The sequence below is a fragment of the Roseateles sp. genome (genome assembly GCF_039595595.1).
Lineage (GTDB): Bacteria > Pseudomonadota > Gammaproteobacteria > Burkholderiales > Burkholderiaceae_C > Roseateles.
Genome location: NZ_JBCNLG010000013.1, coordinates 1 through 22,759, shown reverse-complemented (window position 1 = coordinate 22,759; position 22,759 = coordinate 1). Strand labels below are relative to the sequence as shown.

General features: G+C 68.5%; 21 protein-coding genes. 8 read left to right on the top strand and 13 right to left on the bottom strand.

All coding sequences use genetic code 11. The annotated features are described in order from the left end of the window. Window positions 1–6: 6 nt before the first annotated feature. Entirely contained in the window at window positions 7–1,584 is a 1,578-nt protein-coding gene (locus ABDW61_RS16120) for a ShlB/FhaC/HecB family hemolysin secretion/activation protein (protein ID WP_343640068.1), read from the bottom strand. 358 nt (window positions 1,585–1,942) lie between these two features. Here ABDW61_RS16120 and mfd point away from each other — a divergent pair, with 358 nt between their 5' ends. The 5 genes from mfd to ABDW61_RS16095 all read left to right on the top strand — a co-directional run bounded on the left by mfd (window position 1,943) and on the right by ABDW61_RS16095 (window position 9,323). Continuing rightward, window positions 1,943–5,410 (top strand): transcription-repair coupling factor, encoded by a 3,468-nt coding sequence (gene mfd / locus ABDW61_RS16115; RefSeq protein WP_343640067.1) that lies wholly within the window; start codon window positions 1,943–1,945, stop codon window positions 5,408–5,410. A 112-nt stretch (window positions 5,411–5,522) separates the two neighbouring features. Further along, a complete protein-coding gene (locus tag ABDW61_RS16110; protein ID WP_343640066.1) occupies window positions 5,523–5,951 on the top strand; it encodes a hypothetical protein in 429 nt (142 codons plus the stop codon). Between the two features lie 10 nt (window positions 5,952–5,961). Beyond that, window positions 5,962–6,513 carry a type II toxin-antitoxin system VapC family toxin gene (locus ABDW61_RS16105; protein WP_343640065.1) on the top strand — a complete coding sequence of 184 codons (552 nt, stop codon included), beginning with the start codon at window positions 5,962–5,964 and terminating at the stop codon, window positions 6,511–6,513. 117 nt (window positions 6,514–6,630) lie between these two features. After that, window positions 6,631–7,350: a phosphoserine phosphatase SerB gene (gene serB / locus ABDW61_RS16100; protein ID WP_343640064.1), complete on the top strand. Its 720-nt coding sequence runs from the start codon at window positions 6,631–6,633 to the stop codon at window positions 7,348–7,350. A gap of 119 nt (window positions 7,351–7,469) precedes the next feature. Beyond that, complete coding sequence (locus tag ABDW61_RS16095) at window positions 7,470–9,323, top strand: EAL domain-containing protein (RefSeq protein WP_343640063.1); 1,854 nt, start codon at window positions 7,470–7,472, stop codon at window positions 9,321–9,323. 20 nt (window positions 9,324–9,343) lie between these two features. Here ABDW61_RS16095 and rraA read toward each other — a convergent pair whose 3' ends face one another. The 6 genes from rraA to ABDW61_RS16065 form a co-directional block, all read right to left on the bottom strand. Then, the gene (gene rraA, locus ABDW61_RS16090) at window positions 9,344–9,868 is read right to left on the bottom strand and encodes a ribonuclease E activity regulator RraA (RefSeq protein WP_343640062.1); all 525 of its coding nucleotides are present in this window, start codon (window positions 9,866–9,868) and stop codon (window positions 9,344–9,346) included. Window positions 9,869–9,914: 46 nt separating this feature from the next. Further along, a complete protein-coding gene (locus tag ABDW61_RS16085) occupies window positions 9,915–10,142 on the bottom strand; it encodes an RNA-binding S4 domain-containing protein (RefSeq protein ID WP_343640061.1) in 228 nt (75 codons plus the stop codon). A 16-nt stretch (window positions 10,143–10,158) separates the two neighbouring features. Beyond that, a complete protein-coding gene (locus tag ABDW61_RS16080; RefSeq protein WP_343640059.1) occupies window positions 10,159–11,883 on the bottom strand; it encodes a thiamine pyrophosphate-binding protein in 1,725 nt (574 codons plus the stop codon). Between the two features lie 130 nt (window positions 11,884–12,013). After that, on the bottom strand, window positions 12,014–12,226 hold the full coding sequence (locus ABDW61_RS16075; RefSeq protein ID WP_343640057.1) for a hypothetical protein: 213 nt from the start codon (window positions 12,224–12,226) through the stop codon (window positions 12,014–12,016). Next, a complete protein-coding gene (locus ABDW61_RS16070; protein ID WP_343640056.1) occupies window positions 12,223–12,696 on the bottom strand; it encodes a type II toxin-antitoxin system antitoxin SocA domain-containing protein in 474 nt (157 codons plus the stop codon). Before ABDW61_RS16070 ends, ABDW61_RS16075 begins: the two co-directional genes overlap by 4 nt. Window positions 12,697–12,884: 188 nt before the next feature. Continuing rightward, window positions 12,885–14,129: an MFS transporter gene (locus ABDW61_RS16065; protein WP_343640055.1), complete on the bottom strand. Its 1,245-nt coding sequence runs from the start codon at window positions 14,127–14,129 to the stop codon at window positions 12,885–12,887. Between the two features lie 92 nt (window positions 14,130–14,221). Here ABDW61_RS16065 and ABDW61_RS16060 point away from each other — a divergent pair, with 92 nt between their 5' ends. The 3 genes from ABDW61_RS16060 (at window position 14,222) to ABDW61_RS16050 (ending at window position 16,657) form a co-directional block, all read left to right on the top strand. After that, the gene (locus ABDW61_RS16060) at window positions 14,222–15,070 is read left to right on the top strand and encodes a helix-turn-helix transcriptional regulator (RefSeq protein WP_343640054.1); all 849 of its coding nucleotides are present in this window, start codon (window positions 14,222–14,224) and stop codon (window positions 15,068–15,070) included. A gap of 11 nt (window positions 15,071–15,081) precedes the next feature. Then, a complete protein-coding gene (gene nadA / locus ABDW61_RS16055) occupies window positions 15,082–16,191 on the top strand; it encodes a quinolinate synthase NadA (RefSeq protein ID WP_343640053.1) in 1,110 nt (369 codons plus the stop codon). A gap of 178 nt (window positions 16,192–16,369) precedes the next feature. Continuing rightward, the gene (locus ABDW61_RS16050) at window positions 16,370–16,657 is read left to right on the top strand and encodes a late competence development ComFB family protein (protein ID WP_343640052.1); all 288 of its coding nucleotides are present in this window, start codon (window positions 16,370–16,372) and stop codon (window positions 16,655–16,657) included. Between the two features lie 53 nt (window positions 16,658–16,710). Here the strand turns inward: ABDW61_RS16050 and nadB are convergent, their stop codons facing one another. The 6 genes from nadB to ABDW61_RS16020 form a co-directional block, all read right to left on the bottom strand. Continuing rightward, complete coding sequence (nadB, locus tag ABDW61_RS16045) at window positions 16,711–18,324, bottom strand: L-aspartate oxidase (protein WP_343640050.1); 1,614 nt, start codon at window positions 18,322–18,324, stop codon at window positions 16,711–16,713. A 104-nt stretch (window positions 18,325–18,428) separates the two neighbouring features. Continuing rightward, window positions 18,429–18,803, bottom strand: coding sequence for a response regulator transcription factor (locus tag ABDW61_RS16040; protein WP_343640049.1), 375 nt, complete (start codon window positions 18,801–18,803; stop codon window positions 18,429–18,431). Between the two features lie 132 nt (window positions 18,804–18,935). Further along, window positions 18,936–19,082: a hypothetical protein gene (locus ABDW61_RS16035; protein WP_343640047.1), complete on the bottom strand. Its 147-nt coding sequence runs from the start codon at window positions 19,080–19,082 to the stop codon at window positions 18,936–18,938. A gap of 470 nt (window positions 19,083–19,552) precedes the next feature. After that, a complete protein-coding gene (locus ABDW61_RS16030) occupies window positions 19,553–19,960 on the bottom strand; it encodes a DUF4240 domain-containing protein (protein WP_343640046.1) in 408 nt (135 codons plus the stop codon). Between the two features lie 238 nt (window positions 19,961–20,198). Further along, the gene (locus ABDW61_RS16025; RefSeq protein WP_343640045.1) at window positions 20,199–20,684 is read right to left on the bottom strand and encodes a hypothetical protein; all 486 of its coding nucleotides are present in this window, start codon (window positions 20,682–20,684) and stop codon (window positions 20,199–20,201) included. Window positions 20,685–20,687: 3 nt separating this feature from the next. Then, window positions 20,688–22,759 (bottom strand): RHS repeat-associated core domain-containing protein (locus tag ABDW61_RS16020; RefSeq protein WP_343640044.1); only part of this gene is annotated, 2,072 nt, incomplete at its 5' end.

The following is a 22,759-nucleotide window of genomic DNA, read 5'->3' as shown; positions in this document are numbered from 1 at the left end:
CGCTCCTCACAGCGAATAGGCGACGCTGATCCAGAGCTGCGGCTGCCGGCCCTTCGGATCCGAGGTCGACACGCGCTGCGCCGCCGAGCCCAGGCGCCATCCCGCCGTGCCTTCGGCGCTCCAGTGCCCGCGCTGCCAGCGCAGGCCAAGGCCCGCGCCGGCCAGTGTCCGGCCCGTGGGCGCCGCCTTCGCCCGCGCGCCCTGCAAGCCCGTTTCCCACGGCGTGTGGTTGAAACGCACCCGGCCGATGTCCGCGAACGCGAACGGCTCCAAGCCCCGCCACCGGTAGCGCAGCTCCGTCTGCGCCAGCGCGCCGTCGTCGCCGGAGGCTTCGCCCAGCGGCCAGGCCCGCACGCTGCGTGCGCCGCCGATCGAGAACTTCCTGGACGCGTCCAGGTTCTTGTCCGACATCTGCCCGCTGCCGCGCAGCAGCAGTCCCCAGGCATCCCACTGCCGCAACAGCGCCGCGTCGGCCGACAGCACCAGGTATTCGCCCGCGGCGCGCACCGTCTTCGCATCGAAGGCCGCCGCCGAGGCGTCCTTCAGCCGCACGTGGCCCATCTCCATCCACAGGCCGCCCCAGGCCACCGTGCCCGCGGACGGGAACAGCACCGTCTGCAGCCCCGTCGTGACCGCGAGCGCCCGTCTGCGGTCCGACAGCCCCACCGCCGTCTGCCGGTTGGTGATGCGCCGCGCCTCCGCGCCGATCTGCCAGGTCAGCCGCGCCGGCGCGCGCGTCGTCAGCGGCACCGTCACGGTCACGCCGCCCGCCTCCACCTGACCTTGCGCGCCCAGCCGCTCGAACTCGCCGCCCAGCTGGTAGTGATGACGGCTCGCGGACAGCGCCGCGCGCGCGCCGCGCCGGCCCAGCGGCGTCTGGTACGAGGCCGCGCCCTCCCAGCCGCGGCCGTTGTTGCCGCCGGCGCTCGCCGTCAGCCGGTCACCGAAGCGCAGCAGCCCGTTCACATGCCCGGCCGCGCTGCCGCGCCAGCGCCCCGCGTACGGATTGCCGTGGTTGTCCGCGCGCAGGTCCAGCGCCCAGCGCCGCGCCTGCTCCACCGTGACGTCGACATCGCCCTCGCCCGCTTCGTCGCCAGGTCCGAGCCCCGCCGTGACCGTCACGCCGGGCAGGCGCGACACGGCCTCGACCTGCCGCGCCAGCTCGTCGCCGATCGGACGCCCCGGCTGGAGGGCATCGAACCACTGGGCCGCGTCGCCGGCCGCGCCACCGCGCAGATCCACCCGGCCGTAGCGGCCCTCGACAACCACCACGCGAACGATGCCGCCCATGGCGCCGCCCGCCGGCACATAGGCCCGCGCGAACGGACGCCCCGCCTGGCGCACCTTGGCTTCGATGACGCGCGCGAGCGCCTCGATCGCCCCCGGGCCGGCGTCTTCATCGAGCGCCGCCTGCCCCGCGCGGGTCAGCTCGCCGGCGTCGGTCACGGTCACGCCCTCGATGCGAAGGCGCGGCGCGACCCGCTCCGCGGCGCGGGCTGCCTGCGGGCCGGGCCGCTCGCCGACCTGGGCGTCCGCGGCGGGCGCGGCGCTGGCCTGCGCCCAGGGGCCCGCGGCACACAGCATGAAAGCCGCAAGCGCGGGCGGGGACATCGGACGCGGAAATGCTCGGATCATCGTTTTCAGGCTCGACAGGCGTGAGATCAAGGAAGCCCGGCATTCTTCGGAGCGCCGCCGCAACCGCCAATCACCGCGAGCAGGGCGTTTCCCGCGCCAGATCGCTGATCGGAGTCGCGACGCTCCCGCTTCCCATCAGGAACCGCCGCCCGCGTTCGGGGACAGGTCTTGCCCGCACCGCCGCCCCCGGCCAGGACGCGGACCATCAGCGCTCGCGCCGCCCCGCGCGCTGCTGTCAGGACCTGGCCTTGCCATCTCCCTACAATTCCCCGAGGCCCCTTCCCGGGGCTGTCCTCATTTGTGCGCCATGCAGCTGTCCACGATCTCCCCCGGCAAACGCTTCACCGTCTCCCGTCCCCTCGGTTCCGCCGACGCGCTGCTGCTCGCCCGCTTCGCGCGGCAGCAGCGCGACGCGGGACGCCTCACGCTGATCGTCACCGCCGAGCCCGGCGACACGCAGCGCCTGGAGGACGAGCTGAAGTTCTTCGCGCCCGAGCTGCGCGTGGCCGTCTTCCCCGACTGGGAGACCCTGCCCTATGACAGCTTCAGTCCTCACCAGGACCTGATCTCCGAGCGCCTGGCCACGTTGTGGCGGCTGATCCAGGCGGGCGGCAAGCCGGTGGCCGAGCGCGACCTGGACGCCGTGCTGCTGCCGGCCTCGACGGCGCTCACGCGCCTGGCGCCGCCGTCCTTCCTGGCCGCCACCACCTTCAACTTCCGCCAGAAGCAGCGCCTGGACGAGGCCGGCCTGAAGCAGCAGCTGACGCTGGGCGGCTACCAGCACGTCAGCCAGGTCGTCTCGCCCGGCGAATACGCCGTGCGCGGCGGCCTGATCGACCTGTACCCGATGGGCTCGCCCGTGCCCTACCGCGTCGACCTGTTCGGCGACGAGGTCGACTCCATCCGCGTGTTCGATCCGGACTCGCAGCGCTCGCTCTATCCGGTCCCCGAAGTGCGCCTGCTGCCGGGGCGCGAGTTCCCGATGGACGAGGCCTCGCGCAAGGCCTTCCGCGCGCGCTGGCGCGAGAAGATGGACGGCGATCCGACCCGGTCGCGCCTGTACAAGGACATCGACACCGGGCTGGCCACCGCCGGCATCGAGTACTACCTGCCGCTGTTCTTCGACCAGGTGGCCAGCATCTTCGACTACCTGCCCGCCGAGACTGGCCTGGCGCTGCACGGCGAGGTCGACGAGGCGCTGCAGCGCTTCTGGACCGACACCCGCGAGCGCCACCGCTTCCTGCAGCACGACCCGGACCGGCCCATCCTGCCGCCCGAGGAGATCTTCCTGCGGCCCGAGGAGTTCTTCACCGCGACGCACCGCCACGCGGTGCTGTCGGTGCGCGGCCAGGAGCCGGTCGACTACGCGCGGCCGCTGCCCGACGTCAGCGTCGAGCGCGGCGCGCAGGAGCCGCTGGCGCGGCTGGCGGCCCATCTGAAGGACACGGCCTTCCGCGTGCTGCTGCTGGCCGAGAGCGAGGGCCGCCGCGAAAGCCTGCTCGAGCTGCTGCGCGACAACCGGATCGATCCGCCCTCGGTCAAGGACCTCGCCGAGTTCGAAGCCAACCGCGATGAGCGCTTCGCCATCACCGCCGCGCCGCTGGCCGCGGGCTTCTTCTGGAACGAGCCCGACGAGGGCCGCCAGATCCAGCTCTTCACCGAGACCGAGCTGTTCGCCACGACGCCGACCACGCGCCGGCGCCGCAAGCAGGAGCAGGTCAGCGACGTCAACGCGCTGATCAAGGACCTGTCGGAGCTGAAGGTCGGCGACCCGGTGGTGCACACCAACCACGGCATCGGCCGCTATCTGGGCCTGATCAACATCGATCTTGGCGATGGCCCCAGCGAGTTCCTGCACCTGGAGTACGCCGACAAGGCCACGCTCTACGTGCCGGTCGCGCAACTGCACCTGATCAGCCGCTACACCGGCGTCAGCGCGGAAGAGGCGCCGCTGCACAAGCTGGGCTCCGGCCAGTGGGACAAGGCCAAGCGCAAGGCCGCGGAGCAGGTGCGCGACACCGCCGCCGAGCTGCTCAACCTCTACGCCCGCCGCGCCGCGCGCGAGGGCCATGCGTTCCGCTATTCGCCGCACGACTACGAGGCCTTCGCCGCGAGCTTCGGCTTCGAGGAGACGCCCGACCAGCGCGCCGCGATCCACGCCGTCATCCAGGACATGATCAGCCCCAAGCCGATGGACCGGCTGGTGTGCGGCGACGTCGGCTTCGGCAAGACCGAGGTCGCGCTGCGCGCGGCCTTCGTCGCGGTGATGGGCGGGAAGCAGGTGGCGCTGCTCGCGCCGACCACGCTGCTGGCCGAGCAGCACTACCAGAACATCGCCGACCGCTTCGGCAAGTGGCCGGTCAAGGTCGCCGAGATGAGCCGCTTCCGCTCCGCCAAGGAGATCAAGGCGGCGATGGAGGGCCTGGCCGACGGCTCGATCGACATCGTCATCGGCACGCACAAGCTGCTCTCGGCCGACGTGAAGTTCAAGCGCCTGGGCCTGCTCGTCATCGACGAGGAGCACCGCTTCGGCGTGCGCCACAAGGAGGCGATGAAGGCCATGCGCGCCGAGGTCGACGTGCTGACGCTGACCGCCACGCCGATCCCGCGCACGCTGGGCATGGCGCTGGAGGGCTTGCGCGACCTGAGCGTCATCGCCACCGCGCCGCAGCGGCGCCTGGCGATCAAGACCTTCGTGCGCAGCGAGACCAGCGGCACCATCCGCGAGGCGGTGCTGCGCGAGCTCAAGCGCGGCGGCCAGGTCTACTTCCTGCACAACGAGGTCGAGACCATCGAGAACCGCCGCATGAAGCTGCAGGAGCTGCTGCCCGAGGCGCGCATCGTCGTCGCCCACGGCCAGATGCCCGAGCGCGAGCTGGAACGCGTGATGCGCGAGTTCGTCGGTGGCAAGCACAACCTGCTGCTGTGCTCGACCATCATCGAGACCGGCATCGACGTGCCCTCGGCCAACACCATCGTCATCAGCCGCGCCGACAAGTTCGGCCTGGCGCAGCTGCACCAGCTGCGCGGCCGCGTCGGGCGCTCGCACCACCAGGCCTATGCCTACCTGATGGTCCCCGACATCGAGGGACTGACCAAGCAGGCGGCGCAGCGGCTCGAAGCGATCCAGGCGATGGAGGAACTGGGCTCGGGCTTCTACCTGGCGATGCACGACCTGGAGATCCGCGGCGCCGGCGAGGTGCTGGGCGAGCACCAGAGCGGCAACATGATGGAGGTGGGCTTCCAGCTCTACAACGAGATGCTGTCCGAGGCGGTGCGCTCGCTCAAGGCCGGCCGCGAGCCGGACCTGCTCAGTCCGCTGTCGGCGACGACGGAGATCAACCTGCACGCGCCCGCGCTGCTGCCCGATGCCTACTGCGGCGACGTGCACCAGCGGCTGTCGCTGTACAAGCGGCTGGCCACGGCCGACCGCGCCGAGCAGATCGACGCGATGCTGGAAGAGATCACCGACCGCTTCGGCAAGCTGCCGGCGCAGGGGCAGACGCTGTTCGACACGCACCGGCTGCGGGTGCTGGCCAAGCCCTACGGCGTGATGAAGATCGACGCGGCGCCCAGCGTCATCAACATCAACTTCCGGCCCAATCCGCCGATCGATCCGATGCGCGTGATCGAGCTCGTGCAGAAGAACCGCAACATCAAGCTGGTGGGCAACGAGAAGCTGCGCATCGACAAGGCGCTGACCGATCCCAAGGACCGCGCCCATGCGGTGCGCGAGGTGCTGCGGCTGCTGGGCGCTCCTTTGTCGCAGCCTTGATCAGTCATCGCTTGAACTGCTGGAAGACGCCACGCAGATCCACGCGTCCGGGTCAGTGACCCGGATCGAACCGCTTCCTAGACTGACGGCTTCTCAACTGCTGGAGATGCCGATGCATCAGCACACGCCACTTTCACCGCTGATCGACGTCGCTGAATCGATCGAGGCCGCGGCGGCCCGTCAGGCGCGGGAAGACGCGGAGGATGACGCCTGGGAGGCCGAGCGCGACGCCGAGATCGCAGCCAAGGCGCGGGGATGCGCCTACGCGATGACCTGCTTCGACTGCCGCCATCTGCCGCCGGACGAGCGGCTGACGGACCCGAATTCGTTCATCCGCACGATCTGCGAGAGCAAGCGCATCGCGCGCCTCATCGTGCATGCGCGCGAAGGCTGCGAGACCTGCCCGTATCTGCCGGAGAACTACGGCAAGCCGGTGCGGGCCCGCGTGGGCGGACTCGACGATTGGGAAGACGGCCCTGAAGTCGAGCGCATCCGACGCGCGCGATTCGAAGCCTGGGAGGTGCAACATGGCACACGTTGAACCGCTCTACATGCTCGACACCAACATCCTGAGCTACATGATGGATCCTCAAGAGCGGGCGCAGCGCGTCTACTGCGAAGAGCGATTCGCAGCCCTGCGAGGACAGATCGCCATCAGCGTGATCGTTCAGGCGGAGGTCTTTGCCGGGCTTGAGAAGAATCCCTCGCCAGGCAAGGAGCTGCGTCTGCGTGAGTTGATGCGCCGCATCCGAGTCGAGTACCTCAGCCCGGACCTGTGGTTCTCCGATCTCTTCGCTGGCATCAAGGCCTCGCAAGAACGGCGGGGCATGCCCAAGGAGCAGTTCGACATCGCGATCGCTGCGCATGCGATGGCGCTCGACGCCACCTTGGTGAGCGACGACAAGGCGCTGTCGCGCATCGAGGGTTTGAAGTTGGAGTCCTGGAATGTCGCCGGGTTCGTTCACCGGCGGGACGGTGTCGCCGAGCCGGCTGCCGTGTATCGCTCGCAGCGGGACATCGCGGGCCTTGGCCTGAACGTGCCGGCAGCCGCCTGGACGATCTGCGCGCCCGGTGCCAGCTACGCCACGGCCCATGCGCGCTGACGCTCGCCTCGGCGACTGCGCTAAGCTCCCGCCCGTCCCCGCTGACCGGTCATGCTGACCGCTGGCGGGGACCTTCCGCATTCAAGCCCTGCCCGCCTCCTGCCGCCTGCCGTCCGCATGACCTCCTCAACGTCCCCCGCCCCGCTCTCCCCGCTCGTCCTGCAGGGCTTCACCGTGCCGCTGGCGCTGCGTGACTTCAAGCTCGCCGCCTTCGACATGGACTCGACGCTGATCACGATCGAGTGCATCGACGAGATCGCCGCCGCCGCGGGCCGCAAGGCCGAGGTCGCCGCGATCACCGAAGCCGCGATGCGCGGCGAGATCACCGACTTCAAGGACAGCCTGCGCCGCCGGCTGGCGCTGCTGCAGGGCGTTGGCGAGGACGCGCTGGCGCAAGTGCTGCGCGACCGGCTGAGATTCAACCCCGGCGCGCGCGAGCTCTGCGCGGCGCTGAAATCGGCGGGCCTGAAGCTGGTGCTGGTGTCGGGCGGCTTCACCTACTTCACGCGCTTCGTCGCGGCCGAGCTCGGCATGGACTTCGTCCGCAGCAACGAGCTGGAGATCGTCGACGGCAAGTTGACCGGCGGCCTGGTGATGCAGGACTGGGGCGACATCTGCGACGGCGAGGAGAAGCGCCGCATGATGCTGGCCTGCGCCGAGCGCATCGGCGCGACGCCGGCGCAGTGCATCGCGGTGGGCGATGGCGCGAACGACCTGCCGATGATGGGCGCGGCGGGCCTCTCGGTCGCGTACCACGCCAAGCCCAAGGTGCGCGAGCAGGCCATGGTCGCGATCAACGACGGCGGGCTGGACCGGCTGCTCGACGTCCTGCGCTGAGCCGGCTGGCGCGCGGAATCCTCACGCCAGCCGCGGGATCCAGCGCCGCTGAAGGCGGCCGCCACTCTTGAAGCGGCGCGCCAACCCTGCCATGCTCCGCGGGATCACAGGGAGCAGCGATGCGGGAACAGCACGCGACCAGAACCGACGAGCAGGCGTCCATCGACCATCTGCAGCGCGACGTGCTCGAGGCCGTCGCCCTCGGGCGCCCGCTGACGGCCGTGATGGACCTGCTCTGCCGCGCCGTGGAGCGGCTGGCGCCCGAGGTGATCTGCTCAGTGCTGTCGGTCGACGAGGACGGCCGCGTCCATCCGCTGGCCTCGCCCAGCCTGCCGGCCGTATTCAGCGCCGCGCTGGACGGCTTCCAGATCGGCCCGCAGGCGGGCTCCTGCGGCACCGCCGCCTGGCGCCGCGAGCCGGTCGAGGTCACCGACATCGCGAGCGATCCGCTCTGGGCCGATTTCCGCGCGCTCGCATTGCCACACGGCCTGGCCGCCTGCTGGTCGACGCCGATCCTGCTGGGCGCCGATCAGGTGGTCGCGACCTTCGCGCTCTATTACCGGGAGCCGCGCGGCGCGGCCCCCTTCCACCGCCGCATGGTGCAGGCCTGCGCCCAGCTGTGCCAGATCGCTTTCATGCACGACCGCCACCAGCGCGAGATCGAGCGCCTGGCCTACTTCGACGGCGTCACCGGCCTGCCCAATCGCACGCTGCTGGCCGACCGCGCGCGGCAGACGCTGCTGCTGGCCTCGCGCGCCGGTTCGCCGGCCGCGCTGCTGCTGCTGGACATCGACCGCTTCAAGACCGTCAACGACTCGCTGGGGCATGCGGTCGGCGACGAGGTGCTGCGGCACATCTCGCGGCGTCTGCTGGGCGCGCTGCGCGACAGCGACTCGCTGGCGCGCCTGGGCGGTGACGAGTTCGTCGCGCTGCTGCCGGGCTGCAGCGCCGAGGATGCGATGCATGTCGCCGGCAAGCTGCGCGCCGCGCTCGAGGCGCCGATCCCGCTCGACGGCAGCCATGCCCGCGTGCAGATGACCGCCAGCATCGGCGTGTGCGCCTTCCCCAAGGACGGCCAGGACCTGGACCAGTTGCTGAAGAACGCCGACATCGCGATGTACGAGGCCAAGCGCGCCGGCCGCGACTGTGCGCGCTTCTTCCTGCATGCGATGAACCAGGCGCTGGATGAGCGGCTCGACATCGAGGCGGCGCTGCGCCAGGCGCTGTCGCAGCAGCAGCTCCAGCTGCACTTCCAGCCCAAGGTCCGTCTCTCGGACCGGGGGCTGGTGGGCGTCGAGGCGCTGCTGCGCTGGCACGACGCCCAGCGCGGCTGGGTGCCGCCGGACCGCTTCATCCCGGTGGCCGAGGAGAGCGGCCTGATCAACGCCCTCGACGCGTGGGTGCTGGAGCAGGCCTGCGCGCAGCTCGCGCAGTGGCGCGCGGCCGGCGTGGCGGTGCCTGGTCTGTCGGTCAACGTGTCGCCGCAGCGCTTCCACCAGGACGACGTCGCGGCGCACGCGCGCGCGCTGCTGGCCCGTCACGGACTGGCCGCGTCCGACCTGACGCTGGAAGTCACCGAGCGCCTCATGCTCGACGACACCAGCCGCCCGCGCGAGCAACTGCAGCAACTGCATGAGATGGGCGTCGGCGTGTCGGTGGACGACTTCGGCACCGGCTATTCGAGCCTGAGCTACCTGAAGCGCTTGCCGGTGACCGAGCTCAAGCTGGACAAGAGCTTCGTGCGCGACCTGGAACACGACGCCGATGACCGCGCGCTGTCGAGCGCCGTGATCGGCATCGGGCGCTCACTCGGACTGACGGTGGTCGCGGAAGGCGTCGAAACCGAGGGCCAGCGCGAGATCCTGGTCGGCCTGGGTTGCGACGACGCCCAGGGGTGGCTGTTCGGCAGACCGATGGCGGCGGAGGCGCTCGCGGGCTGGATGCGCGAGCGAGCGCCGGCGCCGGGCGAGTGATCGAGGGCGGCGGGCCGCCATCACCCCGCCGGATGCACCGGCTTGGGCGCGATGACGATGCCGTCCTCGTCCGCGTAGAGCCAATCGCCCGGGCGGATCCAGACGCCCTCGATCTGCACCGGCAGGTCGGCCAGACCTTGATCGCGGCGTTCCGTGGGCATCGGTACATGCCCGAGCGCGAACAGCCCGAGCGCGGTGGCGCGCAACTCCTCGAGATCGCGGACGGCGCCATGCACCAGCACGCCGGCCCAGCCGTTCTTCGCGGCGCTGGCGGCCAGGTTGCCGCCCACCAGCGAGCGGCGCAGCGAGCCGCCGCCATCCACCACCAGCACGCGGCCGGCGCCGAAGCTCTCGACCGCGGCCTTCACCTGCGTGTTGTCGTCCAGACAGCGCACCGTCGCCACCGGTCCGGCGAAGCGCGCGAACGCGCCGTAGCTGCGATAGCGGCTGCCGGGCAGCCAGCGGGTGTCGCCGCTGGTGTCGGCTTTCAAGGAGTCGCAGAGATCGCAGGTGGAGAAGCGGATCGACGGAACGGGCGTGGTCATCTGGAGACTCCTGGAGGATCGAGGACGGTGTGGCGCGAGCGAGGGCTCAGGCGGGCGCTTGCACCTCGATGCGCTCGCCATTGAACTCGACGACCTGGCCGGCGCGGATCTTGGCCGTCTTGCGCAGCTCGATCTGGCCGTCGACGCGCACCTGGCCTTCGGAGATGAAGTGCCGGGCCTCGCCACCGCTGCCGGTCAGCGCGGTGGCCTTGAGCAGCTTGTCGAGTTCGATGAAGTCGCCGCGCAGGGCGAAGGGAATGGCGGATGCGGACATAGCCGCCGATTCTCCGTCAGCTGCCTTGTCTCTTGAGCGCCGCGTCGCGGATGCTACTGAGCGTGGCGCGGCTGGTGGAGATCTCGACCGGCAGCTTCAGATGGATCAGCGTCGGCGACTGCAGCACGATCGCCTGGCGCAGCGCGGGCTCGACCTCCTCGGTGCGGGACGCGCTGAACGCCTGCCAGCCGAAGGCCCGCGCCATCGCGGCGAAGTCGGGGTTGTGCAGGTCGCTGCCGCTGACGCGGCCGGGGTATTCACGCTCCTGATGCATGCGGATCGTGCCGTAGCTGCCGTTGTCCACGACCAGGCAGATCAGCCGCCGCGCGCCGTGGGCCATCGCCGTGGCCATTTCCTGGCCGGTCATCAGGAAGTCGCCATCGCCGGCGATGTTGACGACCCAGCGCTCGCGCTGCAGCAACGAGGCCGCGACCGCCGCCGGGAAGCCATAGCCCATCGCGCCGCTGGTGGGCGCGAGCTGCGTGCGCCCGCCCTGGTGCAGCGCGGTGTAGCGATGGAAGCGGTGCAGCCAGCCGCTGTAGTTGCCGGCGCCGTTGGTGAAGATCGTGTCGGCCGGCAGCAGCCGATCCAGCAGGTGCATCACCTCCGCGAGGTCCATGGGCCCGACGGGCAGCGCCTGCTGGTTGCGCTGGTAGTCCGCATGGGCCGCGCGGGCCCATTCGAGCCAGGGCAGGTCCTCGCCGCCGCCGGGCGGGTGCAGTTGCTGCAGCGCGAGCGCGGCGCCGCTCATGCTGGCCTGGATCATCTGGTCGGCCGCGTAGACGCGGCCCAGTTCCTCCGGCCCGGCGTGGATGTGCACGAGCTGCTGGGCCGGCCGCGGGGCCTTCAGCAGCGTGTAGCCGCCGGTGGTCATCTCGCCCAGGCGCGGGCCGATGGCCAGGATCAGGTCCGACTCGCCGATCCGCCTGGCGAGGGCTGGATTGATGCCGATGCCGACGTCGCCGGCGTAGAACGGGTCGCGGTTGTCGTAGAGGTCCTGGAAGCGGAAGGCGCAGCCGACCGGCAGTTGCCAGGCATGGGCGAAGTCCTGCAGCGCGGCGCAGGCTTGGGCGGTCCAGCCGCCGCCGCCAGCGATGACGAACGGCCGCTGCGCGGCTTCGAGCCGGGCCTGCAGCTCGACGAGATCGGCCGGCGCGGGCCAGGCCACGGCCGGCTTGGCGCGCGGCAGCACGGGTGCGCCGGTGGGCTGCGTGAGCATGTCCTCGGGCAACACCAGCACCACGGGGCCGGGGCGTCCCTGGGTCGCGGTGTGGAAGGCGCGCGCCACGTATTCGGGCAGGCGATGCGGGTCCTGGACTTCGCCGACCCACTTGGCCATGCCCAGCGTGCCGGGGCCGAACATCTGGCGGTAATCGACTTCCTGGAAGGCCTCGCGGTCGCGCTGGTCCGAGGCGACCTGGCCGATGAACAGGATCATCGGCGTCGAGTCCTGGAAGGCCGTGTGCAGGCCGATGCTGGCGTTGGTGGCGCCGGGGCCGCGGGTGACGAAGCAGATGCCGGGGCGGCCGGTCAGCTTGCCCTGGGCCTCGGCCATGAACGAGGCGCCGCCCTCCTGCCGGCAGGCCACGAAGCGGATGCGTTCGCGGTGCTCATGGAAGCCGTCGAGGACGGCCAGATAGCTTTCTCCGGGGACTCCGAAGACATCGGTGATGCCTTGTTCGATCAGCGCCTCGACAAGCGCGTGACCGGCGGGACGGGAGACGGTGCGGTGCTGGTCCATGGCCGCCGACTGTAGCGAGCACGCCGCCCATTGCAAGCAAACCCCATGTCCCTTGTTGCGGCGCGGACGCGCCGCGCGAAGCGGACCGGCCTCGATCGGTGGGATTCGCCGCCGCGATCCCTCGTGCAAGTCATTCAGGGTCAGGACTTGCCGGCAACGCCCTTGGTACCGTGTAGAGCACACCCGCGACGCTCAATCCGCCGAAGGTGCCGGCGCGCTTGATCTTGTAGTCAAGGACCGAGGGATCGAACCTGTTCAGTTCAATGCCGGCCGGGCCATCCACCGGGGGAATGATGACCGGCGGCACCGGGTCCCCTGAAGCTTCCGGGACAAGGTCGATCATTTCAGCATCCCCCGATAGAACTGCCTGACGGCCTCATCGGTGATGACCGCCTGGTTCACCTTCCTCGCCTGCGCCCATGGCCCGCCGGGCTCGTGGCTCAGGGTCGAGAGCTGCAGCGCGGTCAGCGTTCCGTAACGATCCATGACCTGATCCAGGATGCGCCAGAAGGCGCCGTGTGCCGGCGACGGCATCAGCGCGGCATAGGCGTTTGACCTCGAGTCGACGGTCTCGATGAACGCTTTGATGGCCTCATGACCACATCCTTTGAGCCGGTGATACAGCGAGTTGAAAACCGGACCGTACTCCCATGCTTCCGGCCGTTCATCGACTGCTGGCGAGCCGTCGATGGCCAGGCACCACGCATGCGTGAAGAACACCAGCTTCTGCAGCTTCAGGTGACTGATGGGCAGGCCGCGCTGGCGCGCCCGATAGAGAACGGCATTGGCAACGATCGCAGGGGGATAGGGCATGGTCGGCAACCTCCGGAGCCGACTACTCTAGGCGCTCGCCATGCGCTCCCCCGCGAAGGTCATCGCACTGTTGCGCCGGCGACGCGATGCAAGCGAAACGACCGACCTCGATGCATCTCGCTGCGGCGGATGACTCCTTGTCCCAGTCATCCGATCGCTTGTTTCAATGGCCCGATCGGGTGGCTCGATCAGCGCTTCCCCTGCCTCACCAGGCTCGCCGCCGCGATGCCCATCAGCAGCGCGATCGACGCGCCGAAGAACACCGCGTTGCTCCACTGCCGGTCCATCAGCGCGCCGAACACCGGCGCGGCCACCGCGAAGCCGGTGTCCAGCCCCGAGTACACCGTGCCATACACCCGCCCCGTCGCGCCCGGGGGCGCCGCGCGCTTGATCAGCATGTCGCGCGAGGGCCCCGCAAGCCCCGTGCCGAAGCCCGCCGTCGCCGCCGCGATCAGCGCCGCCGTGGCCGGCAGCCAGCCCGTCGCCGTCAGCGCCAGCAGCGCCGCCGCCACGAACATCGCGCCAGCGATGTTGCGCTCCAGGTTCTGCGACTTCGCCACCAGGAAGCCGCCCACGATCATCCCCGCCGCGCCCGCCAGCATGTAGCCGGTCACGACGAAGGCGGTGCTCGCCAGGCTCACGCCGTACATCGCGGACAGCGCCGGCGACGCGAAGCTCTGGATCGCGCTCAGCGCCGAGGTCGTGAAGAAGAAGAACGAGAAGCACAGCCACACCGATGGCAGCTTCAGGAAGGCCATCGGGTGCTCTCCGGCCGGCGCCTTCGCGCCCGCCTTCTCATGCCCCCACGAGCCTTGGCTGTCGTCGATCGCGTCGCGCTTGAAGGCCAGCAGCGCGATCACGAACAGCGCCCAGCACGCCGTCGCCACATAGCCCAGCCGCCACTGGCCGGTCGCTTCGTGCATCGAGATCAGCAGCACCGGCGCCACCGCCCAGCCCAGGTTGCCGGTGATGCCGTGCACCGAGAACGCATGCCCCAGCCGCTGCTGCGAGACCCGCTTGTTCAGGATGGTGAAGTCCACCGGATGGAACGGTGAATTGCCCAGCCCCGCCAGCGCCGCGGCCAGCGCCAGCCCCGCGAAGCCCTGTGCCGTGCCCGCCGCCAGCGACGCCAGCACGAAGCAGCCCAGCGCCACGAACAGCACCGGCCGCGCGCCGGTGCGGTCGACCAGGAAGCCCGACAGCGCCTGCCCCACGCCCGAGATGACGAAGAAGATCGTCACCAGCAGGCCCAGCTCCGAATAGCTCAGGCCGAACTCCCGCATGAACACGGGGAACAGCGGCGGCAGCAGCATGTGGAAGAAGTGCGAGGTCCCGTGGGCCAGGCCGATCAGGCTGATGGTCTGGATGTCTCGCTTGGCGCTCTGCGCGGCATTCGGCGCGAGGCCGTCCGCGGTGGTGGTGGCGGTGTTCATGGCCGAGATGGTGACAGGGCCGCCGCGACGGAATTACGATAGCCGGACAAGTTCTGTCGAATTTCCGCCACCAGCTCCGCAACAGCTCCGCCATGAGACGCACCGCTGCCTCGCGCCGCCCCCCTTCGGGCCTGATCCACCCGCCCGGCCGCGCCAGCGTGCCGCCGCTGGACCCGCGCCGCTACGCGCCGAGCAGCCAGCGGCCGGTGCGCGCCAAGTCGCGCTCGATGGACGGGAACATGGACATCCAGGCGCATTTCCACACCTGGGGCCAGCTCGTGTTCTCGGTCTCGGGCGTGGTGCGGGTCAGCACCGACCGGGCGACCTTCCTGGTGCCGCCCTCGCGCGCGGTGTGGATCCCGCCCGGCGTGGTCCACGCCGTCACCGCCGTCGAGCGCTGCGAGCTGCGCACGCTCTACCTGTGGACCGCGCCCGGCGACGAGGCGGTGTGGGCGGAGAACCGGGTGCTCGAGGTCTCGCCGCTGCTGCGCGAGCTGGTGCTGCAGCTCGCGCGCGAGGAGCTGCAGAACGAGGACGCGGTCAAGGACCGCGAGGTCTGGATCGGCCGGCTGATCCTGGACGAGATCGGCCGCGCCCGCAGCCTGCAGCTGGGCGTGGCGCTGCCGTCGGACAAGCGGCTGCGCAAGCTGTGCGAGGCCGTGCTGGCCGCGCCGATGCGCCACGCCAGCCTGGACGACTGGGCGGCCGAGGTCGGCGCCAGCGCGCGCACCGTCTCGCGGCTGTTCCGCCAGGAGCTGGGGAGCAGTTACGCGCAGTGGCGCCAGCAGGCGCTGCTGGCCGAGGCGCTGCGCCTGGCGGCGCAGAGGAAGCCGATGCAGCTGATCGCGGCGGAGCTCGGCTATGCCAGCGCCAGCGCCTTCACCGCGATGGTCACGAGGACGGTCGGCATGCCGCCAAGCCGGTTTTTCGGCCAGACCTAGAATCCGCGCCCATGGATCAGGTTCTGTACGACTTCGACCGCCAGGACGCGGATGGCGCCACCTGCACCGCCCACGCCTGGGCCAAGGTGCCGGCGCCGCTGACGCCCAGCCAGCGCCAACAACTCAAGGCCCGCGCGGCCGAACTGCTCAAGGCCAAGGGGGCGGTGCTGGTCGCCCATTACTACGTCGATGGCGACCTGCAGGACCTGGCGCAGGAAACGGGCGGCATCGTCTCCGATTCGCTCGAGATGGCGCGCTTCGGGCGCGATCACGCGGCGCGGACGCTGGTCGTGGCGGGCGTGAGGTTCATGGGCGAGAGCGCCAAGATCCTCAGCCCCGAGAAGCGCGTGCTGATGCCCGACCTGGACGCGACCTGCTCGCTCGACCTGGGCTGCCCGGCCGAGGACTTCGCGGCCTTCTGCGACGCGCATCCGGATCGCACCGTGGTCGTCTACGCCAACACCAGCGCCGCCGTGAAGGCGCGCGCCGACTGGATGGTCACCAGCTCCTGCGCGCTGGAGATCGTGTCCGAGCTCAAGGCCCGCGGCGAGAAGATCCTGTGGGCACCGGACCGGCACCTGGGGCGCTACATCCAGGAGCAGACCGGCGCCGACATGCTGATGTGGAACGGCGCGTGCATCGTGCATGACGAGTTCAAGGGGCTGGAGCTCGAGCTGCTGCGCGAGCAGCATCCGGACGCGATGATCCTGGTCCATCCGGAATCCCCGGCCGCGGTGGTGGCGCAGGCGGACGTGGTGGGCTCGACCTCGGCGCTGATCAAGGCAGTGGTCGAGGGGAAGGCGCGCGAGTACGTCGTGGCGACGGACAAGGGCATCCTGCATGCGATGCGCCAGATGGCGCCGGGCAAGGTGCTGATCGAGGCGCCGACGGCGGGGAACAGCGCGTCGTGCAAGAGCTGCGCGCATTGCCCGTGGATGGCGATGAACGGGCTGCAGGGCATCGTCGACTGCCTGGAGCGCGGCACCGGCGAGATCTTCGTCGAGGAGCCGACGCGGGCCCAGGCGCTGTCGTGCATCGAGCGCATGCTGGATTTCACGGCGCGGCTGAAGGCGTGCAAGGCGCAGGCCGGTGCGATGGTGCCGGGCATCGGCGCCGCCTGAAGGCGGCTGGCCCGCACTCCGGTCTCTCTGCGGAGGCCTGTCTCCGCTCTCTCGGGCCTCTCCCCGCGCTCCCCCCACGCGAACAAGGGTCGCCGGGGGGCTTTTCATTTGCGCGAGGGCGCGCGATGCTGTGACCCATCCCCGGTCACCATCCCCGGTCAATCCGCAGGACCCGCCCATGGACTTCTCCTCGCTCTACAACCACCACGAACGCGAAGTCTTCGCCACCGTGCTGGCCACCTCCAAGGACTACCCCGCGATCGACGGCAACAACGAGCTGCTGGTCGACGTCGCCTGTGTCGCCCTGAACCGGCTCCCGCCGCGCTACATCCGGCACGAGGTCGACTACTCGTTCTACCTGACCGAGCAGGAACGGCTGGACGTCGACGCCGCGATCAAGGAAGCCGTCGGCTACGCCTTCAACTTCGTGCAGGCCCGCACCGACCTGCGGACCAAGCAGCGCTAGCGCGCGTCGTCGGCGCGTCCTGAGCGCGGCGTCATCGCGCCGTCATCGCGTCTTCAACGCGTATTGCCGTTGCGCACCAGCACCGTCGGCAGGCTGGCGGGCAGCGTGCGCGGATAGTCGCGGCTGTAGTGCAGCCCGCGGCTTTCATGCCGCAGCAGCGCCGAGCGCACGATCAGCTCGGCGCAGTCGACCAGGTTGCGCAGTTCGAGCAGGTCGCGGCTGACGCGGAAGTTGGCGTAGTAGTCGTCGATCTCGGCGCGCAGCAGGTCGATGCGATGCAGCGCGCGTTCCAGCCGCTTGGTCGTTCTGACAATGCCGACGTAGTTCCACATCAGCAGCCGCAGCTCGTCCCAGTTGTGGGCGATCACGACCTGCTCGTCGGCGTTTTCCACCTGGCTCTCGTCCCAGGCTGGCAGCGGCGCGGGCTCGGGCTCGGGCTGGGCCAGGATGTCCGTGGCGCAGCCGCGGCCCAGCACCACGCATTCCAGCAGCGAGTTGCTCGCCAGGCGGTTGGCGCCATGCAGGCCGGTGTAGGCGGTCTCCCCGACGGCGTAGAGCCCCGGCAGATCCGCGCGGCCGTGCAGGTCGGACACGACCCCGCCGCAGGTGAAGTGCACCGCCGGCACCACCGGGATGGGCTGGCGCGCGATGTCGATGCCCAGCGCCAGGCAGCGCGCGTGGATGGTCGGGAAGTGCTCCTTGAGGAAGGCCTCGCCCAGGTGGGTGGCGTCCAGCCACACATGGTCCAGGCCGTGCTTCTTCATCTCGAAGTCGATGGCCCGGGCCACCACGTCGCGCGGCGCCAGCTCGAGGCGGTCGTCATGCGCGGCCATGAAGCGCGTGCCGTCGGGCAGCTTCAGATGACCGCCCTCCCCGCGCAGCGCTTCCGTGATCAGGAAGCTGCGTTCCTGCGGGTGGTACAGGCAGGTCGGGTGGAACTGGATGAACTCCATGTTGGCGACGCGGCAGCCGGCGCGCCAGGCCATCGCGATGCCGTCGCCCGTCGATGTGTCCGGGTTGGTCGTGTAGCGGTAGACCTTGCCGGCGCCGCCGGTGGCCATCACGACGGCGCGCGCGGCGATCGCCTCGACGCGCTGCGCGTCCATGTCGAGCGCGTAGATGCCGTAGCAGCGTGACGGCTCGTCGCGCTGCACGTGCCGCGACGTGATCAGGTCCAGCGCCATCCAGCGCTGGCGCAGTTCGATGTTGGGATGGGCGCGGGCCTTGTCCAGCAGCGCGTCGTGGATGGCCTTGCCGGTCGCATCGGCGGCGTGGGCGATGCGGCGCACCGCATGGCCGCCCTCGCGGGTCAGGTGCAGGCCCAGCGGGCCGCGCTCGTCGGGCGTGAAGGGGACGCCCTGCGCGACCAGCCAGCCCACGGCGTCGGCGCTGCGCTCGGCGATGTGGCGGGCGGTGGCCTCGTCGACGAGGCCGGCGCCGGCTTCCTGCGTGTCACGCACATGGCTGTCGATGCTGTCGTCGGAGCCGAGCACGCCGACGATGCCGCCCTGGGCCCAGGCGGTGGCGGCCTCGGTGAGTTCGCGCTTGGCCAGCACGATGACCGGCACGCGGTCGGCGAGGTGCAAGGCCACCGTCAATCCGGCCAGGCCGGCCCCCACGATCACCACGGGCGCCAGCGCGGCATCGGTCCGAACAGCTGCTGTCATCGTCATCGCCCGGTCATCGGGGCGTCATCGCCAGGAAGCCGCGGATTCTACGAGCGGCGAACCGGCGGCGCCGGGGCCGCCCTTCGCTGACGGCCGTGGCCGGGCTAGAAGACCGGCCGTTCCCCGGCCAGCACGCGCAGGTCGTCGAGCAGCTTGAGCTGTTCATGCGCCTTGTCGTAGAAGCCGTCGGCGCCGTGTTTTTCGCAGAGCGTGCGATAGAAGTCGGGATCGCGGCTGCTGAGCACCCAAAGCTTGCCGGTGTAGCCGCCCTGGCGGGCGCGGCGCAGCACATGCATGCCGGAGCCGACCGGGAGGTTCAGGTCGACCAGGACGACGTCGGGTTTGAGCGCCGCGATCGCCTGCACGGCGTCTTCCTCGCTGTCCGCGTAGCCGACGACATCGACGAAGGACAGGCCCTCGAAGAGCCGCAGGAATTGCGTGCGGACGAACTCGGAATCCTCGACGAGCAGAACTCGCATGCCCTCCCTTTCAATGACGCTGGATCGATCGCCGCATTCTGGCGCGGCGGCGAAGGGCCGGAAGGCGTCAGGGGCGTCGAGATCGCAACGGGGCGTATCGACTGCGGACCTGCGGTGCGAGGTTCGCGCGCGTCAGAAGGCGGCGGCGATCGCGGAGCACAGGCCCCCCACGCTGGCGGCCGAGGCGAGGAAGGTCACGTCGCGCCGCTCGCTGCCGCCCTTCCAGGCCATCAGGGCGACGAGGGCCAGCGTGAGGGTGAACAGAAGGCCGGCGATCACGGGGGAACTGAGCTCGTTCAAGGCGACTCGATGCGGGAGTGGACGGGAGGCGGCAGTGTGGGCGGCCGGCCGCATCCGCTCAAGATCGAGTTTTCATCGGGCAACTTCGGCTTTGACGAGGGCTGCGGCCTCGCGGCGCTAGCCTCTGCTTTGAGGCGGCTGACAGGCAAGTACTCCGGGGGGAGAAACATCAATCCCATTTCACGAGCCATGTCAGTCAGCGAATTTACGCGGTGAAGGAGTTGGCGCAAAAGGCGAAAAGAGCTTGACCGACCTAGCAGGCTGCTGAAATACCTCGCCGGACGCCTCGAAAGTGGTCCAATTCGATCTCCAACTTTCAGGATACCGAGTCCTTCAATTGAAAAATGGTTTATGTCGGCGACATCTAAATGATCGGTCCGAAAGGACGTCGAAAAGGCCGCGAAGGTTTTGGGAGCCGGCGTCTGCATCTGGCATAGATCGGGGGTTGTTCACGTAGCTGTTGAATGCTCTGATCTCGAAGCCAATTCAGACGTGGGAGCCTCCAGCCATGCCATGGATTCCAAGAAGATCCGATCGTCGCCTGCCTTCAAGTTGAAAGTGCTTGCCAAACCATCCGGGGCATTATTTGCTTGAACTGCGACTTCCATGCCTTGCAGTATCAACCATCGTCTGAAATCCTTGAACGAGTCATCCCCCAAGGGCTGACCAAAAACCAAACCGCCAACAGTCCAAACGGCCGGGTCGTCAAGCATTGAAACTGCTTCTCCGAACTCCCTGGCGACCTCAATTCGCTCATGCTTCGGCAGTTGATCGAACTCAACTTCCAAACAGATCAAATCCGGAAGCTCAGTGGTTCTCGCGCATTTTCCGAGCCGACCCCAAAGATGATCAAACACGTCAACTCCTTTGCTCAATGGCATTCGAAGCACACTCTGGAGAACCACTCTCTATACTTGCCATAACGAACAGTCGCACTATCCGGGTTCTTCCGATCTTTGCCAAAAGGTCGAAGTGCCACGATCTCGCGAGTTTCCGCACTCTCGCATTCAGAACGGGTCGAGTACTCGTGGACCGACGTGAAGGTGAGTGGGCAGCGAGCCTAGCCATCGACAACAAGAGCCGTGGCAGTGGCGCTCATTTCTCAGCCCCTCCGAAAAGAGGCTCCATTCGATCTGCACTCAGTCTGCAGAGCAATTTGGACGCGGAGTAATCTAGAAATGACATCCAGATCACAGCGTCTGCCTCCCCATGAATCAGATCTTCGAAGTTCAAGCATTCCAGGAAAACATCGATCTCCGCGCGAAGAGTAGTCTTTGGTCGCTGGTACGCCGCCTTTAGTACGCGCAAGAGTTCGGGATTAGCCCCTTTCCCGGACTTGTGATAGTCAAACCACGATTGGTGAATCTGCCAAGCGCTGAGTTCCTCATTGCCTGCCGCCTCGAAGTAGGCGAGGTAGATATGGAGATTGAGATCCAACTCTGAACGAACGTCTTCAACGTCGTATTGTCGCGCCGCGTCTTCAAGAATATCCCGAAGAAAGGCCAGACGACCATCGATGTCGGCAACGTCCTTCTCGCTGAGTTGCTGCTCAAATGAGGTCCACAAGGAGATATTCAGCATGCTTTACTCTGGTATGGGTTCTTTGGCCGCCCGTTCCCACTCCGGCAACTGAGCAGGTAGCGTTTTGCAATGATGTCGCACACGATTAGTTGCTTTCTGCAAAGCGACTTGCAGCTGTTTGACCGCCTTGGCATGACCCGGATCTCTACCCCGGGTTCCACCTGTCTCATATTGCGGCAAGCGCTTTGTAGTCAGTTTCCAGTATGCATTTGAAGCGTCAACGATGGCTTGTCGGCATAGATCATTGCAGTCGTCGGGAAAGACAATCGGCGGCGGTAAAACGATGGGCCGCGGCGTCATTCCAGCAGCGTTGCATTCCGCAGCATTTGCAGGACTCGAATAACAGGCTTGTAGTGAGGTTTGCAGACCAAACCGGTCCCAGTAAATCAAAGGGGACGAAAGAGCATACGCATACGTATTGATGCCACCATCCAGCCCTATTGGATCACTCTGAACATACCGTCCAGTCGTTCCATCGTAGTCCCGGAAGTAGTTGTAGTTCAGCCCCGACTCACTGTCGTAATACTGCCCCGGGAAGCGCAGATTGAACGTGATCGGCGAGAGCCCCGCCGGCGCCTGCTCCGGCTGTGTCGTGCCAAAGGGCTCGCTGATCCAGCGCCAGCGTGCGGCACCGGTCTTGTCGATGAGCACCCGCGGTGCGTCCAGATGATCCGAGTACGCGAGCAGAGGCAGCGGGGACGCCACCGATCCAACGATCACCGCCACCGGCGTGTCGCCCAGCCAGACGAACTCCTGCACGACCCCTGCGGTGTTGTACTCGCCCAGCAGATGCCCCTGCTGGTCGTACGCGAAGTCCCGCAGTCCCGCGCTGTGCTCCTTGTGCACCCGCCGTCCGCCGGCGTCGTACTGGTAGGTCGTCGTCAGGCTGTTCTTGGTGAGCGTGCCCAGCCGGTTGTCCAGCCGGTACGTCGTCGTGTAGGCGAGGCCCGTGTCGCTCAGCGTGTTGCCCGCCGCGTCGTAGCCGAAGCTGCGCGTGGGGTTGGCGATGCTCGTGAGCCGGTTGCTGTTGCTGGCCGTCGTGTAGGTCCGCGTCGCGGCGTTGAGCTTGACGCTGGTCCGGTTGCCATTGGCGTCGTAGCCGATGGTCCAGGAGTTGGCGGGCGTGACGATGCCGGTGAGCCGGCCCATCTCGTCGTAGCTGAAGCTCTGGTTCATCGCCTGGGCTTCGGCGGTCACCTGGCCCGTCGTCGCGTCCAGGTGCGTGTAGCTGACGATGCGGTCGGCTGCGTCGTAGGTGATGTCGCGCACCACCGAGCCCAGCGGATAACGGACGAGGCGTCCGTACTGGTCGTAGACCCGCTCCTGCAGCTTGGCTCCGGAGTTCAGCTGCATCTGCCAGCTTTGGACTGCGCCGAAGGACATCCACTGGATCTGGCTGATCAGCGGGCTGGCTGTGCTACTGGCGTCCTTGGCCAGGCTCATGCCGACCGGCACGCCGTTGGCATAGGCGATGGTCAACACGCGTCCCGAGGGATACGTGATGCTGGTGATGTGCCCTGCGAGGTCGTAGCCGTAGCGCGTCGTGAGCACGACAGACCCAACGGTCTGGATCACGCTGATGACTCGACCGAAACCGTCGTAGCCGTACTTCGTGTTCCCGGCCGGACTGGTGGCCGTCGTCAGGCGGCCAATGCCAGCGCCGAAGGTGGCGCCCGTCTGGTCGTAGGTCCACGAGTAGCTCACCGTCGTCTGGCCGCTCTTCGTGTAGACCGCCGAGGTCATCCGGTCCAGGCCGTCATAGACGTAGGTGCCGAGCACGCCGCGGCTGTCGGTCCGCGTGAGCAGGTTGCCGTTCGCGTCGAAGGTGCTGTTGGCGGTGCCGGTGTCGGGGCTGGTGAGCTGGTTCAGGTCGCCCAGGCCGTTGCGCTGGTAGGAGGTCACGAGCTGCCTTGGATCCGTGACCTGCTTGAGCTGATCGAGCCCGTCATAGCCCAGCGTCGTCACGCCGTTGCGGGCATCGGTGTTGGTCTTCACGCGATCGAGTGCGTCGTACGCGTTGGATGTCGCAAAGCCAAAGCCGGACACGCCCTTGGCCTTGATCACCTTGGTCGGAT